This is a genomic window from Marinobacter gudaonensis (assembly GCF_900115175.1).
GTDB classification, from domain to species: domain Bacteria; phylum Pseudomonadota; class Gammaproteobacteria; order Pseudomonadales; family Oleiphilaceae; genus Marinobacter; species Marinobacter gudaonensis.
On sequence record NZ_FOYV01000001.1, the window covers coordinates 2,772,429 to 2,788,882 of the forward strand.

The 16,454-nt window shown below is 61.3% G+C and carries 13 protein-coding genes; 7 read left to right on the top strand and 6 right to left on the bottom strand.

Features of this window, described 5'->3' with window-relative positions; translation table 11 throughout:
* The first annotated feature begins 95 nt into the window (after positions 1-95).
* Positions 96-2,885 carry an ATP-binding protein gene (locus BM344_RS12480; protein WP_091990337.1) on the top strand — a complete coding sequence of 930 codons (2,790 nt, stop codon included), beginning with the start codon at positions 96-98 and terminating at the stop codon, positions 2,883-2,885.
* A gap of 25 nt (positions 2,886-2,910) precedes the next feature.
* Here the strand turns inward: BM344_RS12480 and BM344_RS12485 are convergent, their stop codons facing one another.
* Positions 2,911-3,276, bottom strand: a complete 366-nt coding sequence (locus BM344_RS12485) for a hypothetical protein (protein WP_091990340.1) — start codon at positions 3,274-3,276, stop codon at positions 2,911-2,913.
* Between the two features lie 250 nt (positions 3,277-3,526).
* On the opposite strand from BM344_RS12485, the gene BM344_RS12490 reads away from it, so the two are divergent.
* Together BM344_RS12490 and BM344_RS12495 are read left to right on the top strand one after the other, a co-directional pair.
* A complete protein-coding gene (locus BM344_RS12490) occupies positions 3,527-4,138 on the top strand; it encodes a hypothetical protein (RefSeq protein ID WP_091990343.1) in 612 nt (203 codons plus the stop codon).
* A gap of 154 nt (positions 4,139-4,292) precedes the next feature.
* Complete coding sequence (locus tag BM344_RS12495) at positions 4,293-6,380, top strand: patatin-like phospholipase family protein (protein WP_407656859.1); 2,088 nt, start codon at positions 4,293-4,295, stop codon at positions 6,378-6,380.
* Here the strand turns inward: BM344_RS12495 and BM344_RS12500 are convergent.
* The 3 genes from BM344_RS12500 to BM344_RS12510 form a co-directional block, all read right to left on the bottom strand.
* Positions 6,361-7,029 (bottom strand): GntR family transcriptional regulator, encoded by a 669-nt coding sequence (locus BM344_RS12500; RefSeq protein ID WP_091990349.1) that lies wholly within the window; start codon positions 7,027-7,029, stop codon positions 6,361-6,363. The genes BM344_RS12495 and BM344_RS12500 overlap by 20 nt on opposite strands.
* Positions 7,030-7,102: 73 nt before the next feature.
* Positions 7,103-8,533: a cardiolipin synthase gene (cls, locus tag BM344_RS12505; protein ID WP_091990352.1), complete on the bottom strand. Its 1,431-nt coding sequence runs from the start codon at positions 8,531-8,533 to the stop codon at positions 7,103-7,105.
* Entirely contained in the window at positions 8,533-9,606 is a 1,074-nt protein-coding gene (locus BM344_RS12510) for an AraC family transcriptional regulator (RefSeq protein ID WP_407656822.1), read from the bottom strand. Before BM344_RS12510 ends, cls begins: the two co-directional genes overlap by 1 nt.
* A 420-nt stretch (positions 9,607-10,026) precedes the next feature.
* Here BM344_RS12510 and BM344_RS12515 point away from each other — a divergent pair, with 420 nt between their 5' ends.
* From BM344_RS12515 to BM344_RS12530, 4 genes are all read left to right on the top strand, one after another.
* Positions 10,027-10,824, top strand: coding sequence for an alpha/beta fold hydrolase (locus tag BM344_RS12515; protein WP_091990358.1), 798 nt, complete (start codon positions 10,027-10,029; stop codon positions 10,822-10,824).
* 100 nt (positions 10,825-10,924) lie between these two features.
* Positions 10,925-12,010 (top strand): SMP-30/gluconolactonase/LRE family protein, encoded by a 1,086-nt coding sequence (locus BM344_RS12520; RefSeq protein WP_091990361.1) that lies wholly within the window; start codon positions 10,925-10,927, stop codon positions 12,008-12,010.
* Complete coding sequence (locus BM344_RS12525; RefSeq protein WP_091990365.1) at positions 12,010-12,471, top strand: acyl-CoA thioesterase; 462 nt, start codon at positions 12,010-12,012, stop codon at positions 12,469-12,471. Before BM344_RS12520 ends, BM344_RS12525 begins: the two co-directional genes overlap by 1 nt.
* A gap of 78 nt (positions 12,472-12,549) precedes the next feature.
* A complete protein-coding gene (locus BM344_RS12530; RefSeq protein WP_091990367.1) occupies positions 12,550-13,533 on the top strand; it encodes an NADP-dependent oxidoreductase in 984 nt (327 codons plus the stop codon).
* Here the strand turns inward: BM344_RS12530 and BM344_RS12535 are convergent.
* Positions 13,519-15,453, bottom strand: a complete 1,935-nt coding sequence (locus tag BM344_RS12535) for a cation:proton antiporter (protein ID WP_091990370.1) — start codon at positions 15,451-15,453, stop codon at positions 13,519-13,521. The genes BM344_RS12530 and BM344_RS12535 overlap by 15 nt on opposite strands.
* A 36-nt stretch (positions 15,454-15,489) precedes the next feature.
* The gene (gene tcdA, locus BM344_RS12540) at positions 15,490-16,281 is read right to left on the bottom strand and encodes a tRNA cyclic N6-threonylcarbamoyladenosine(37) synthase TcdA (protein WP_091990373.1); all 792 of its coding nucleotides are present in this window, start codon (positions 16,279-16,281) and stop codon (positions 15,490-15,492) included.
* Positions 16,282-16,454: the final 173 nt, after the last annotated feature.

A 16,454-nucleotide genomic window follows, 5' to 3' on the forward strand; every position in this document is an offset into this window, starting at 1 on the left:
AGCGTTCATCTCCGGTTAGCTGTTCGCCTGAATGAAATCAACGACGTTTGCAGGTATTGTTCCCTGAAATGTAGTGGAACCCCCGAGGATATCCAGTGAAGGTTACCCTTACCGTCTTACTGTGCTGCCTGCTTGTGCTGTTTCAAGCCCCCCTGCGGGCAGAGCCCCCGCAACTGTCGCCGGCGCCGGTTCTGGGTAAGGAAGAGCTGGTATGGCTGGCGGGGCAGGAGCAGTTCCGCGTGGGTATCCGGGGCGATCAGGTGCCGCTGGTATTCGACACCGGCAGCGGCGTCCTGGCAGGCACCTACATCGACTATCTGGCCCGTCTCTCAGAGAAGCTGGGTGTCGCCATCGAGCCTGTTCTTCTGGGGCAGGACGCGGGACCGGTACCGACTGAGCCAGCCACAGATGCGGTGCTCACAACGCGCATGCCGGGAATGCCGGTGGTGCCGGGCAAGCGATTCACCGATCCACTGATGTCGCTCACCTACGGGCTGTTCGTCAGCTCCGGAGACGCCGCAATCCGCTCCATCGCCGATCTGGAGGGGGCTCGCATCGCGGTGAACACCGGGGATCCAAACCAGTATCCGTTGCTTGACCCGGTTGAGGAATTCACCCCCGTGCCGGTTGCCGGGGTGAGCGAAGCGGTTGGGCGGGTGCTCTCGGGGAAGGCAGATGCCTTTCTGGCGCCCGTGCCGGTGGTTTCGGATTACCTGCAATCCGCCATGGTCAACGGTATCGGCCTTGCTGTGCTGCTCGATACCCGGCCGGTGGATGTGGTGTTGCAGGTGGACACCGATAATGAACGCCTGTACCAGGTGCTCAACAAAGCAGTGGCAGCCATCAGTCACAGCGAGCATCGTGTAATCCGTCAGTCCTGGTTGCAGTCGGACCAGCCGGTCGTCCAGCGAAACGGGGTTGAACTGTCAGCATCGGATATCGACTGGCTTGAGCGCCATCCGAATCTGAAGGTGGCCTTCCGCTCGGACTGGCCGCCCTTCGAATTTGCCCAGGATAACCGGCCAACCGGTCTGGTGCCGGATCTGATCGGTCGGCTGGAAAGCCAGCTCAACGTGAGTTTTACCCGTACCCTGGCGGGAGGGCGCATGGCGGTGGAGGAGCAGCTCCGCTCAGGTGAGGTGGATATTCTGCCGGGCCTGTCCAGGACACCGCGCACCGAGGGTGAGTTTCTGTTTACCCGGGCTTACCTGACGGTGCCTATTGCCCTCGCCATCCGGGACGACGGACGATTCATCGGCGACCTCCGCGAACTGCGCAGCGAGCGGGTTGGGGTGGTGAACCGGCAGGCCGCCCACGACTATCTTCTGATCAATCACCCCAATCTGGATCTTTACCCGGTGAAAACCGTGGAGGACGGCTTGTTGGCCCTGTCCAATGGCGACCTGGATGTCATGGTCACCCACATACCCGCGGTGAGTTACACGGTGGCGCGTCTGGGACTCTCGAATCTGCGCATCACCAGCATTACGCCTTACCAGTACGACCTGCGGCTGGCGGTGCGCAAGGACGATGTCGAGCTGCATCGTATCCTGAACAAGGCACTGGGCAGTCTCGAGGCCAGTGAAACCGAGGCCATCTACAACCGCTGGATTCACCTGGATATCGAGCAGGAGGCGGACTATACCGTGGTCCGGCGGGTGGTGATGATCGCCATTCTGGTGGTGCTGATTTTCCTGTACTGGAACCGCAAGCTGTCGCGGGAAGTGGATGAGCGCATCCGTTCCGAGAACGCCCTGCGCCGGAGTGAAGATGAGCTGCGGGCGGCCAAGCTGGAAGCCGAGCGGCTTGCCCGTGAGGCGGAGGCGGCGAGCCTGGCGAAAAGCGAGTTCCTGGCCAACATGTCCCACGAGATCCGTACGCCCATGAACGCTGTCATCGGGTACAGCGATCTGTTGAGCAACAGCGTGACGGATCCCCAGCAGCGCAACTATCTGGACTCGATTCGGGCCGGCAGCCGGAGCCTGCTGATGCTGATCAACGACATTCTGGATCTCTCACGTATTGAGGCTGGCAAGATGCGCCTGGACTATTCGGCGGTCTCTGTGCGTCGGTTGCTGGACGACGTGCGTCATATCTTCGACCTGCGGGCCCGGGAGCAGGGCATTACCCTGGAAGTGAGCGTCGACTCCGGCATGCCGGCCGCGATGATGCTCGACGAGACCCGTCTGCGGCAGGTGTTGTTCAACCTGGTGGGCAACGCCATCAAGTTTACCCATGACGGTGGCGTGACGGTACGTGCCACCGCCAGGCCCCTGAAGCCCCGCAAGACCGAGGCGGATCCCGAGCCTGTCGAGCGCCAGTATTACAAGCTGGTGGTGACCGTCAGTGACACCGGAATCGGCATTCCCCGTGACCAGGTGGAACGTATCTTCGATGCCTTCGAACAACAGGAAGGGCAGAATACCCGCCGCTATGGCGGCACCGGTCTGGGCCTGGCCATCAGCCGAAAGCTCGCCCGCATGATGGGCGGGGAGCTCGATGTGGAGAGTGAGCCGGGTGCAGGGTCGGTGTTCACCGTGACCCTGCCCCGGGTCGAAGCCACGGTGCAGCAGGTGGAAGATGAAGGCGCGCCGAAGGAATCCGACCGTCTCCTCGCCCAGACGCTCAGCATGCAGGAACGAGGCTGGCTGCGGGAGCAACTGGCGGCAGACTTCGGGGACGAATGGCAAACGGTCCGGGAAAGTGGCGACCCTGAACAGATGAAGGATTTTGCCCGTCGCCTGCTGGCCTGGGGACACCGATTCCGGTCCCGGTCGGTGACCCGGTACGGCGAAAAACTGCTGGCAGACGTGGAAGCGTTCAACCTGGATGCGGTAAACGCTGCCCTGGAGGCGTTTCCGAAATTGCTTGGCCGGGAAGAGTGAGGGCCAGTCGGTGCTTTAGCCGGAATTACAGACAGTCGAACTGGGACTGGCGGTCGAAGGCCACCGAGACCATGTCGTAACCGGAATCGGACAGCTGGCGTATCAAGTCGCGGTCTTTCAGCAGCGCCATACAGACTTTATGTACGCTCGCCTGGAGCTGTTCGGACGCCATCTGGCCGGAGGCAAGCCGGAAGTCGACAATCAGATATTTGCGTTCCACAGCCGCGGAGACGGGGATATCCTGGCGTTCAACGCTTTCATAACCGATGTAGGTGGCCTGGCCGGCGGGGAAGACCTGACTCATCAGAACGTCGATGTTTTCGGCCTGGGCCTGTGAGGCAGACAGCAGCAGCGCGGCAGTAGCGATCCGGAGTGTGGATGTAATGGTCATTGGAGGCCACTCCCTGGTGACAATCCGATTGCTCTGTAACCAAATGTTACAGTTGGTTACGATGCATTATTGCAGAGTCTGTCGCATTTTGCGTGATATGCGACATTAATTTTTCAATGTTTTGCACTCTGGTTTTGCACTCGGGCAATCTTGAGGTTGTTGGTGGACGGCCAAAGCGCCGGTCAGACCTCCCGGTGGGCTGCCGTATCAACTATGATGGAATTCAGACGAACGCCAGGAGGAAGACCCCATGTTTCAGCTTGTTTTCAAAGGCGAATGCGTTCCCGGAACGGACCTGGACACCGCCCGGAGTAACGCCCGAAACCTGTTCAAGGCTTCGCTTGAACAGGTGGATCGCATGTTCAGCGGGCAGCCCGTGGTTATCCGCAACAAGCTGGAAGAGGTGCAGGCGGAAAAGTACCGGGCGGTGTTGAGAAAGCACGGCATGGTGGCCTACGTGCAGCCCATGGCCGAGGCGCCATCGCCCGCTGCCGCTGGCTCGCGGCCGTCACCGGAACCATCTCAACCATCTCAACCATCTCAACCGGCGCCCGCGGCCAGGCCTGAGCCGACGCCGGCGGCGACCCGCCAGGTACCGGAACGTGAACCGGGGGATCGACTCCCGGTTGCCGGCGAGAAAGTGGATGACATCCTTTCGGGGTCGGGGCTCAGTCTTGATCCGGTGGGCGTCACCCTGGCTGAGCAGACCGAGGTGGAAGCGCCCATGTTCCAGCACCTGGACGAGTGGAGTCTGGCGCCGGCAGGCAGCGATCTTGGCGTCAAGCGCGATGCGCCTCCGCCCATGGTGCCCGACGTGTCCCATCTGTCACTGGCGGACGACGACGCTTTGGACCGGAAATGAGGCGGTTGTGATCCGATACCGATGTCGGCGTTGGTTCGCGCTGTTGTTGCTATTGCCGGGCCTGTGGCACTCGCTGTTGCTGGCCCAGGAATCCGTGCAGGCACCGGAACGTCCGAAGGTTGGCCTTGTTCTCAGCGGTGGTGGCGCCAAGGGTATGGCCCATGTCGGCGTACTCCGGGTACTGGAGGAGATGCGCATTCCGGTGGACCTGATTGTTGGTACCAGTGCCGGGTCAGCCGTCGGGGCTCTGTATGCCAGTGGTATGCCGATCAGCGACATCGAAAACCGGTTGATCGAGCTCGACTGGCTGTCGAGCTTCCGCGACGATCCCGGACGGGTCTACAAGCCGGTCCGTCGCAAGCAGGATGACTGGCGCTTCCCGGTGGTCCCGGGCATTGGTGTGCGGGCCGACGGTTTGCACGTGGGCGGGGGGCTGATTGCCGGCCAGAACCTCGGTTTTATCCTCAATGAACTGACCCGCAGCGCCGCCCTGGTTGAGGATTTTGATCGCCTGCCCATTCCCTTCCGGGCCGTTGCCACGGACCTCGAGACCGGCGAGCAGGTGGTCATTGGCGACGGCAATCTGTCCGAGGCCATCCGTGCCAGCATGAGTATTCCCGGAGTCTACGCCCCGGCACAGCGAAACGGCAGGTTGCTGGTTGACGGGGGCGTTGCCAATAACCTGCCGGTCAGTGTGGCCCGTGAGCTGGGTGCAGACGTGATCATCGCCGTCGATATCACTGACAGCCTGATGGAGACCGAGCAGCTGCGGGAGGCGTTCTCGGTGGTGGGCCAACTGACCACCATCATGACCCGCCGAAACACCGAACAGCAGTTGGCATTGCTCTCAGAACGGGACGTGCTGATCCGCCCGGATCTGGAGGGGTATACTTCCGCCGATTTCTACGATGCACCGATCCTGTTCGAGCTGGGCGCCTCCGCAGCGCGCGAGCACGGCGTCGAGCTGCGTCCGCTGGCGGTATCCAGGTCGCGCTGGCAAGCCTGGCGTGCAGCCATTCGAGGCGCCGACCCGGTGGCCGAACCCATCGCGCGTATCGATATAGAGGGCAGTAGCCGCCTGGCCCGGGATTTCCTGCGTGAACGCATTCGCCAGAAGACCGGAGAGCCGCTGGACCGTTCCCAGCTGGAGGCCGACCTGAAGCGAATCTACGGGCTGGGCTACTACGAGATCGTGTCCTACTCCGTGGCGTGCTCCACGGCATCGGAGGGAGCTGTACTGGTCATCCGCGTACAGGAGAAAAGCTGGGGTCCCAACTACCTCTCGTTCGGGCTCAATTACGAAGACAACTTCGATGGTGAGACGCGCTTCAATATTGCCTCTGCCCTGCGAATGACCGAGTTGAACCGGCTGGGGGGCGAATGGCAGACCGGTGTGCAACTGGGCACCGATCCCTGGGTTCGCAGTCAGTGGTACCAGCCCCTGGACTACGGGTATGAACGCTTCATGGTTGTGGGCGGCACCTATTCCCGGGACACCTTCAGCCAGTTCGATGCCGCCGGCGTACGGGTGGCCGAGGTAGATGTGACCTTCCGCCAGGCGGATCTGGCCCTGGGCATGGAGCTTGGCGGTAACGCCGAGGTTCGCCTGTCCTACGCCCGCGGTTACGCGACGGTGGATGAGCAGATCGGCCAGGCGGTGGCACCGGAGGGCGCCATTCACCAGGGCGGTGTTTCATTGCAGCTGGTGCACGACTCCCTTGATGATACCTTCTACCCCCGCGCCGGGGCCTTTGCCGGCATCCGTGGCCATCTGGAGCGCGAAGGGCTGGGATCCGAGCGGGAGTTTGATTCGCTGACAAGTCTTTTGCTGGGCACCCACAGCTGGCGGGGCCTGACCCTCACCGGGTTGGCCTATGGCCGGGCAATAACCCGTGGTACGCCGGGTATCGAGAATGCAGTGCGCCTGGGTGGATTCCGGCGACTGTCCGCCTATGCACCGGGGGAAATCACGGGCGATCATGCCCTGATGGCGGCGGTTTACGCCAGTCAGTCCTTTGGCGGTCCACTGGTGCCCTGGTTCGTCGGTGTCGGCCTGGAGGCGGGTAACGCCTGGCCTTCGCTGGGCGACGCCAGTTGGGACAGCTCGGTGAAATCCACCAGCGTGTACACCGGCGTCGATACGTTTCTGGGGCCGGTCCAGCTGGCCGCTGCCTACAACAACAAGGACAACTGGACGGCCTACCTCAATATCGGCTTTTCCTTTACCCAGCTCTTTTATTGATGGCGTCCAGCACCTGCTGGCATTGCTGCAGGGCAAACCGGTGAAGGATCCCGGCGAGGCGCTCCTCGTCCCGGTCGCGGATGGCACTGATGGACTGGCTCATGTGCAGCAGGTTGTCCTCCAGCACACGGTTGCCGCCTTCCTGAAAGGCAACAAACGCACAGCGCTTGGCGGATGGCCAGAGGTCATCAATGGCCGCGACGATGAAGTAGTTGTCGGCGTAGGCCAGTGACGCCTGGGTGTATTCGATGCCCAGTTCCAGAAATGCCATCAGGTCGTTTCTCTGGAAGCAGGCCTGCATCCGGTCGTACAGGCTCTCCAGGCGCTCAATGTCCTCGGGCTGCTGGTTACGCACCAGCTTGCGGCCGGTGTGGGTAAGGTAGAGTTCGAGTGTTTCGTACAGGCTGCGAACGAAGAACTCATCCAGCGGCGTTACGAATGCGCCCTTGCGGGGCACGTTCCGCACGAGGTGCCGTTTCTCAAGCAACAGCAAACCTTCCCGTATGGAGCCGTGGCTGACGTCCATCTGCTTGGCCATGGCACCTTCATAGATCCGTTCACCGGATCTGAGCTGGCCAAAGGCGATGAGGTTCTCGATATGACGGGCGACCTGTTCGGTCAGGGTTTCTCTGGGCTTGAACGCGTTCATGTAATGATCTGTCGCTACCGGATACTGACAATTCGGAGAGGGCATAGTCGCACATCGGCCATGCCGGGGCCAGTCAGAGCAATGGTGCCAGCAGTCGAACGGCCCGGATGCCCAGGCGGAACAGGATCGAGCGCTCGCGGTAGTCACTCTCAGTCATTCGTCGCGAGCTTTCCAGGTCCAGTTCGAGCATGGACTCCACGCTGTCGATAAAGTGCCGGGCGGTGGTGATGGCGCTGATCTCGAAATTCAGCCGCATGGACCGGTTATCCAGATTCGCGGTGCCTACCGCCGCGTACCGGTCGTCCACCAGAATGACCTTCTGATGCATGAATCCTGGCTGGTAGCGGTAGATGCCGATGCCGGTCTGGCAGGCCTGGACCAGATAGGAATAGGCGGCCAGGCCGATCAGGCGACTGTCGGACTTTTCCGGGATCAGTATGCGCACATCCACACCCCGGAGAGCCGCCAGCTGCAGCGCGTTCATGATCTGGAAATCGGGCACAAAATAGGGCGAGGCAATCCACAGTCGCTGGCGGGCGTTATTGATGCAGTTCAGGAAGAACAGGGTGCAGGTTTCCCAGGTGTCCGCCGGCCCCGTCGGCAAAATCAGCACCTCGTCGTTCCCGGGCTGGTTGTCCCGCGGTGCCCAGTCGAGCCTGGGGAATTCGTTGCTGGCCCAGTTCCAGTCCTCCAGCCAGGCCAGTTGCAGCCCCGTGACCGCCGGCCCTTCAATCCGGCAGTGGGTGTCGCGCCAGGGTTCCTGGTCCATGGCGGTGCCCAGGTATTCGTCCCCAAGGTTGATGCCACCCACAAAGCCGATCTGGCCGTCACACACCAGCAGCTTCCGGTGGTTGCGAAAGTTGATCTGGAAGCGCCGCCGGCGCACATTGCCATCGCCGAACGACGCCACCCGTGCGCCGGCCGCCGCCAGCTGTTTCAGGTACTTTCTCGGAAGGAAGACGCTCCCGATGTCGTCGTACAGAAACCAGACCTCCACGCCCTGGGCAAGCTTGCGCTCAAGGATCGACTTGATCCGGCGCCCAACCCGGTCCGAGCGCACGATGTAAAACTCCAGCAGGATGTAGCGGGTGGCGTCCTCCATGGCCTCGAACAGAGCTTCAAAGGTGGCCTCGCCATCGCGCAACAGGGTGCAGCGATTGCCATCGGTAAAGGGCTGGCGGCCCAGCCGGCAGAGAACCTGGAGCTCATCGGTGAAACGGTCGGCAGCCGGCGGAGCAATTGATGTGGTTTGCTGCTCGAACCGGTTCAGCAGGCTGGTGAGCGACTCGTCGCCCAGCCGCCGGGCGCGGACATAACCGCCAAAGCGGTGGCGCCCGAATAGCACGAACATGGGGACCGCCACATAGGGAAGGCCCACCAGGGCGATGATCCAGGCGATGGCACCCTGGGTGGTCCGGTAGCTCAGCAGGATGCGATAAATGCAGGCCAATGCCCCCAGGTAGATCAGACCAACGGCAACGGCGAGCAGGAACGAATCGGGCATCAGCGGTCCCCGACGACGGTCTGCGGCTCGTTACCGGTATTGCCCAGGCTGCGAGCCCGGTATTCGGCAGGAGCGACCCCCGTCCATCGTTTGAAGGCGCGGCTGAAGGCACTCAGTTCCGAAAAGCCGAGCAGGAAGGCAATCTCACCGAGGGAATAGTGGTCGGCGGCTACATAGCGGAGTGCCTTGTCCTGACGCACCTGCTCTACCAGCCCCTGGAAACTCAGGCCCTCCTTTTTCAGTTTCCGGTACAGGGTCTGGCGGCTCATGTGGCACTGCCGGGCGAGGCTGTCGGCATCGATGCGTTCGGTGGCCATTTGCCGTGAAATCAGTCGTCGGATCTTGCGCCCGAAGGAACGTCGGGTCTGCAGCCGTGCCAGCAGCGAATTGACCTGTTTGAGCACGGCGGAATAGACGTAGGGGTTGCGTCGTGGAATCGGGTGTCCCAGGTGCCGACTGCTGAAGGCAAGCCGGGTAAGGCCGTTGTTGAAGGTTACCGGCCCGCCCAGGAGTTTTTCGTATTCGGCGGCGTAGGATGGTCTGGCATGGGCAATTTCCACCCATTCGGCACGGATGCCGGGATGAATAAAGTGCCGGGTGCGCGTGATGGCGGCCGCCAGCGTGCGGTCCATGTCCTGACGGCAGTAGTGGTTCGGGGAATCCGGCTGCCAGCACAGGATGGCCTGGTCTGCAGTCTGTTCGAAACTCAGGAACACCGACTCGTTAATCAGTCGATGCAGGCGGACGTACTGGGTAACCGCTTCGCCCAGGGTATCGCAGTTGAAAAATACGTGCCCCACCAGCCCCATCCTCTCCGGGTCCACCACCTGCCCGGCATGAAGACCGACACCCGGATCGCCGGTCACCTGCTCGGCATGGGTCCAGAGTCGGTAATGGGCTTCGGCCGGAACCCGGCGATCGGGATCTGAAAGATCGGAGAGGCCGAGGCCGGTGACCTGTTCTACCCTGGATGGATGTAACACACCCTGCTGTTCCAGATAGTGCACCAGCGCGAGCGTGCTGGAGGCCGCCACCATGGGAGAGTCAGGAGTGTCCACTTGTGCTGTTATCACCTTGTCGGGTCCTATGATTAACGACCTGTCATGGAGGCTGATACAAAATGTCAAGCCGCTGCAACGGTCTGTCAACGGTCTCCACCTGCTCTAACGATAGCATTAGGGTAACAGGTTGAAGCAATGGACAGGCATTCAGGAGGTGTTTGTTTTATGGAAATGGAACAGGAAATCTTTGTACCGCATACCGAGCTTGAGCGCAGAAACGTGCTTGAACTTGCAGAGTATCTGAACAGCATCTTCTACTGCTGATCCTCAGACGAAACGTCTATGACCTTCATGCCGGGCTATGCCCGGCTTTTTTGTCTCAAGCGGTCTTATCTTCACCCCCGTTCCGTTCCCCACCGATCTTGCCCGCAAGCACAGAGGTGGTAATGTATCCAGTCTCTTATTCCAGACCAATACCGGAGACTCTCCCCCATGAGCGTTGCTCTCAATCATCGCATCACCGGCGAAGGCCCACCCCTGATCCTGCTGCACGGTCTGTTCGGGTCGTTGGACAACCTCGGAGGTATTGCCCGCCGTCTTGAAGACCAGTGGCAGATCCATGCCCTGGATGAGCGGAATCACGGCGCATCACCCCACACCGACACCATGGATTACCCGGCCATGGCAGACGATGTGATTGCCTATATGGATGCGCAGGGGCTTCAAAAGGCCAGTTTTCTTGGCCACTCCATGGGCGGAAAGGTGGCTATGCAAGTGGCCCTGATGGCGCCACAGAGAGTGGAAAAACTGATTGTCGCGGACATTGCCCCGGTGGACTACCACGCTCGGCACGACGCCATCATCGAGGGGTTGACCGGGATTCACCTGGCGGATGTCCGTTCCCGCCAGGACGCCGACCGCCTGCTCTCTGACTTCGTGGAGACGCCCGGCGTGCGGCAGTTTCTCCTGAAAAATCTGGAGCGCATCCCGGCGGATGAGCAGAAAGCGGGCGGTCCGGTTTTCCGTTGGCGCCTGAACCTGTCAGTGATTGATGCCTGCTATGGCAAGCTGACCCGGGCGCCGGAAGGAGAGGGCTCGTTCGAGGGGCCAGTCCTGTTTCTCAAAGGGGCCGATTCCGCCTACATCCAGGAGAAACATCGGGAGCGTATTGAGCAGCTGTTTCCCGCCGCCACACTCAGAATCATTCAGGATACCGGCCACTGGCTGCACGCCGAGAAAGCCGATACCTTTGCCGCGCTGTGCCGCCGTTTTCTGAGTTCCGGGCAGTGACCGGTTTCGCCGACCGGTTTCCCTGTCGCACAGACTGTCTGTTAAGGTTGTTTTGTCGCGAATAACCAGAAAAACGGGCAAAAGAGGGCGGAAATAGCGTATGAAATGGCTGATGCTGGGAGTGCTGGTCATTTTCCTGCTGTTGGGTGGGTTTCTCCTGACGCCGTCACCGGTCGACAGTAAGGCCTGGAACCCACCGCCGCCTCCCGGGCTTGACGGGGCCCTGGCGCCCAACACTCTCCTGCAACAGGCCGACCTGCTGGCGCTCGGCAAGGTCTATGGGCCGGAAGATACCACTGTCAGTGAAGACGGAGTGCTTTACACCGGCACCCAGGACGGCTACATCGTGCGCGTGTTTCCCGACGGCCGGGTGGAGAAGTGGATAGACACCGGCGGTCGACCACTGGGGATGGTGTTCGATCGTGCCGGCAATCTGATTGTTGCTGATGCCTGGCTGGGCTTGCTGTCGGTGAGTCCCCAGGGAAACGTCACCATCCTGAGCCGTGAGGCGGAGGGAACGCCCTTCCGGTTTACCGATGACGTCGACATCGCGGACGACGGCACCATCTATTTCACCGATGCCAGTTCCAGGTTCCGGCAACCGGACTACCGGCTTGATCTATTGGAAACGCGACCCCACGGGCGCCTGCTGCGCTACTCGCCGAAAACCGGCAAGACCGAAGTGGTACTGCGCAATCTTTACTTTGCCAACGGTGTGGCGCTGTCACCGGATTCCGACGCCGTATTGGTTAACGAGACCTGGAAATATCGTATTCTGAGGCACTGGATCAAAGGGCCCAGGGCGGGGCAGACGGAAGTGTTTGCCGACAACCTGCCGGGCTTTCCAGACAACCTGGCCCTGGACGCGCGCGGCCGTTACTGGGTGGCTTTCCCGACTCTCCGCAACGCCACCATTGATACACTACACCCTCTGCCATGGCTGAAAGAACTGGTGGCCAAGCTCCCCGACAGCCTCAAGCCCGTACCCCAGGAATACGGACTGGTGCTGGCGTTTGACCGGGACGGGCAGGTGCTGACGAGTCTCCATGACCCCAGTGGCCAACATCTTCAGGAGATCACCTCGGTTAACCCTCACGGTGACTACCTATACTTTGGTTCACTTCACAACGACCGGATTGGCCGGATACCTTTTTCAGCCATCAGTGGCCTTGGAGACCAACCGTAATGCCTGCATCCGACATTGCCTGGGACCTGCCGGGTCCTTTCACCATGGACATTACCGTACGGGCGGAGGACACCGATCGTCTGGGCCATGCCAACAACGTGGTGTACGTGCGTTGGCTGGAGGAGGTCAGCTGGGCTCATATCGAGAGTCTGGGCATGACCTGGGCGCTGCACGAGGAAACCGGCAAGGCCATGGCGATTACCCGTACCGAGATTGATTATCTGTCGGCGGCCAACGCCGGCGACGAACTGGTGCTGGGTACCTGGCTGACCGACTTTGACGGCCGGTTCCGCTCCTCCCGCCAGTTCCAGCTGGTGCGGCCGGCCGATGGCCGGGTGCTGGTGCGGGCCGTTTCCACGCACGCTTGCGTCGACCTGAAGACACAGAGACCGTCCCGCGCGCCGGCAGAGTTTGCCGCCATTCTGGGTGGCGCCGTGGTGCCCGGTGGGCATGGGCTTTAGGCTTTCGTGCCCGTTTGTGCTTTACTTCAACTAGCTTTCCGCTGACCAATCCCGTAAACCCGCTGTCCGGAGATCCCGATGCCAACGACTGCTGACCAGAATAGCGAATCCAGCATGCGCCACGTGATTTACGATCGCTTTGGCGAGCGTGATGTCCTGCAGGTGGTCCGGTCGGACGTACTGACACCCGCCGAGGGGCAGGTGCTGGTGCGGGTACACGGCGCAGGATTGAATCCCATCGACTGGAAAACCCGAAAGGGGCTGGGATTCGCGGCCCGGCAGATCGAAAATTCGCTGCCCTGGACACCGGGTTATGACATCGCCGGTGAAGTGGTGGCGGTTGGCGAACAGGTCACAACCCTGACCCCCGGTGATCGTGTCATGGGCATGGTCGGCTTTCCCGCCACGGGTGGCGGCTATTCGGAATACGCGGTGGCAGAGGCTGATGAGCTTGCCATTGTGCCGGAGGAGCTGGACCTGGTAACCGCGGGCGGGTTACCGCTGGCGGCCCTGACTGCCTGGCAGGGCCTGTTTGAGGTGGCCAAACTGGAAGCGGGCCAGAAGATCCTGATCCACGCCGGCGCCGGTGGTGTCGGCCATTTTGCCGTGCAGTTTGCCCGGGAGCGCGGCGCCCACGTGATTGCCACAGCCTCAGCCGGTAATCGCGATTTCCTGGCCGAGCTGGGCGTGCATGAGGTGATTGACTACCGCACTACCGATATTGTCGAGGAGTGCTACGGTCTGGATGTGGTGCTGGACCTGATCGGTGGCGACACCGGCAAGCGCTCCCTGCACACCCTGGGCGAGCAGGGCGTGCTGGTGACCATACCCACCGTTACCGCCGACGAGATCATCAGCGAGGCGGAAGCCATGGGGTTGCGCGCCCATGGTATGACCGTGCGCCCCGACGTTTTCCATCTGGACGAGATCGCCGAGCTGATCGAGGACGGCGATGTCCGGGTCCACATCGAGAAAGCCTTCCCCCTCGAGGACGTGGCCCAGGCCCACGAGATGCTTGAGGGCGGGCACGTGCGCGGCAAGCTGGTGCTAGACTGCCGCTGAGGGGTCTGTGCCGGCTGAGGGCTCTTTACTCGCTGAAGGCTCCTTGCTGGCTGAAGGCTCTTTACCCGCTGAAGGCTCCTTACTGGCTGAAGGCTCCTCCCCGCCGTCCTTGTCCTTGCGTTCCTTTCGGGCCTGGGGCGGCACCAGGCTGATCAGCACCCAGTCGTCCTCGGGTTTAAGTTCGTCCATGCTCCTTACCGGGGCCACACGTTCCTTGCTGTCGAAGGTGAACAGGACCAGAGCCTGGTTCTGGTATTTTTTCCGGAAGTCCTCGTACCCGAACTCTTCGCTGAGCTGGGTGGTTTTCACCGTGTAGCCCTGACTCACCAGGCTGGCGAGCTTGGCATAGCTTACGCCATCGAACAGTCCCCGGGTCATCTGGATTTTCTCGGCGGTCTGGTGCCGGGCCTTCTGGTCCTGGTCACCCTCGGCCAGGCTGAACACGCACTTGTTCCCGAACCAGTCCAGGAAGTGGTAGGTGGCCAGGGAGTTCATGTGTTTGTAGGGTGAGATCACCAGCAGGTTGCCGATGCCGGTCAGGTCCAGGTGCGTGGAGGCGTGCTCCGACACCGGGTTACCGAAATACACCTGCAGATTATCCATGCGCGCCTGGCGCACATTCTCCCAGTTGGTGTCCGCAAGGGTGACCGGCACCTCGTACTTCTTCAGGGCCTTTCCGATCATCCGCGCCACGGGGTTGGCGCCCAGAATCAGGAAGCCGTACTCCGCAGGCTCGGCGACTTTCAGCAGTCTCGCCACCGGTCGGGCTGTCAGGCTCTGTATGGTGACCGTGGCGATGATCAGCATGAATACCAGGGGCACCAGGGCGGCGGCACTCTCATAGCCGAGCTTCTGAAGCTGGAATGCGAACAACGCTGACACCGCCGCGGCCACAATGCCCCGGGGCGCTATCCAGCTGAGGAACAGTTTCTCCCGCCAGTTCAGGCTGGTGCCAATGGCGGACAGGAAGATACTCAGAGGACGAGCCACCAGTATCAGGAGTGCCAGCACCGCCACCAGGCCCCAGCCGAGCTCGGCAATGGCAGAGAATTCCACCCGCGCTGCCAGAATAATGAACAGGGCGGAGATCAGCAGTACGCTCAGGGATTCCTTGAACTCCAGGATGCTTTCGATCGGTACCTGCTTCATGTTGGCCATCCAGATGCCCATGACCGTTACGGTCAACAGGCCGGACTCATGGGCCAGTTCATTGGAAATGGCGTAGACACCGAGCATGAAGGTCAGGGTGCCTGCGTTGTGCAGGTACTGGGGAATCCAGTGCTTGCGAAGCACAATGCCGTTCAGGTAACCGGCAATGGCGCCGATGGCGAAACCCACGAGCAGGGTTTTGCCAAAGATGTAGAGAGAGTGGCCGAACACGTTGCCCTGGCCCCAGGACACGATGCCCTCGAACACCAGAACGGCCAGCAGGGCACCCACCGGATCAATGATGATGCCTTCCCAGCGTAGTATGTTGGCCAGTTTGGCATCTGGACGCACCGACCGCAGCAGTGGTGCAATCACCGTCGGGCCGGTAACAATGGAAATGGCGCCGAACAGCAGGGCCACCGCCCAGGACACATCGAGAATCCAGCGGGCGGCCAGGGTGCCTATGATGCAGGTAACAATGGACCCCACCGGAATCAGATTGCGGACCATCTTGCCGTGGCCGCGGATTTCCTCATAGCGCAGGGTCAGGCTGCCCTCGAACAGGATAATGGCAACCGCCAGGGAAATGACCGGGAATAGCAGGTCTCCGAACACTACCTCCGGTGCCAGGAAGCCCAGAACCGGGCCTGCCGCGATGCCCCCCGCCAACAGGAACAGGATGGCCGGCATCCGGACCCGCCAGGCAAGCCACTGGCAGAACAGGGATAGGACGCCAATGCTGGCAAGAAGCAGGACAGTACTGACAGGCATAATGAATTCAGGTCCCTTGATCGGTGAATGATGGAGTTACGAGCTGGCGCGTCGGGCAATCCGGTTCAGAATCCGGGACGCCGCGAAAAAACCGAAACTGGCGGTCACCGGGCTGGCGGCGCCAAAGCCGGAGGCGCAGTCGAGGCGAACCGGGCCATCGGTGGCCGGCTTCTGCAGGCAGACTTCGCCGTCTCCGGCAGGATACGTCAGCTGCTCGAGGGAGTATACGGCCTCGATGCCGAAGCGGCGCTTGGGGTTGCGGGAAAAACCGTATTCCCGTCTGAGCAGGTTACGGACCTTGGCCAGCAGTGGGTCCTGGGTGGTCTTGCTGAGATCCGCCACCTGGATCTGGGTCGGGTCCATCTGTCCGCCGGCACCACCGGCGCACACCAGCGGGATCTTGCGGCGCTGGCAGTGGGCAATGAGGGCCGCCTTGGCCTTGACGCTGTCGATGGCATCCACCACGCCGGTCATCTGTTCGGTAATCAGGTCGGCCACATTTTTGGTGGTCAGGAATCCGAAGTGCACGCGGATATCGGCGACCGGGTTGATCGCCCTGAGCCGGTCTGCCATGGCGTCGGTCTTGGTGCGCCCGTACTGGCCCTCAAGGGCATGGAGCTGGCGGTTGGTGTTGGACACGCAAACGTCGTCCATATCGATCAGGGTCAGGGTGCCAATGCCGCTGCGTGCCAGGGATTCGGCGGCCCAGGAGCCAACACCGCCCAGGCCGACGATGGCTATGTGGGCGTCCCGGAACGCAGTCAGGGCCCTGCGACCGTAGAGTCGTTCAATGCCGCCAAAGCGGAACGCGTAGTCGTTGGCTTTCATGGTGTCCTCGTGAGCGAGGCGAAATATCCGCCAGAACCAAAGGGCGCCATTGTAACCCAGCGATTGCATCGACAAAAAATGCCCATAAAAAAAGCCACGCGGGGCGTGGCTTTAAAATTGCCCAGTCCGACGGAGAACTGGGCAGGACTAGTTCAGAGACACTAATCAACGTG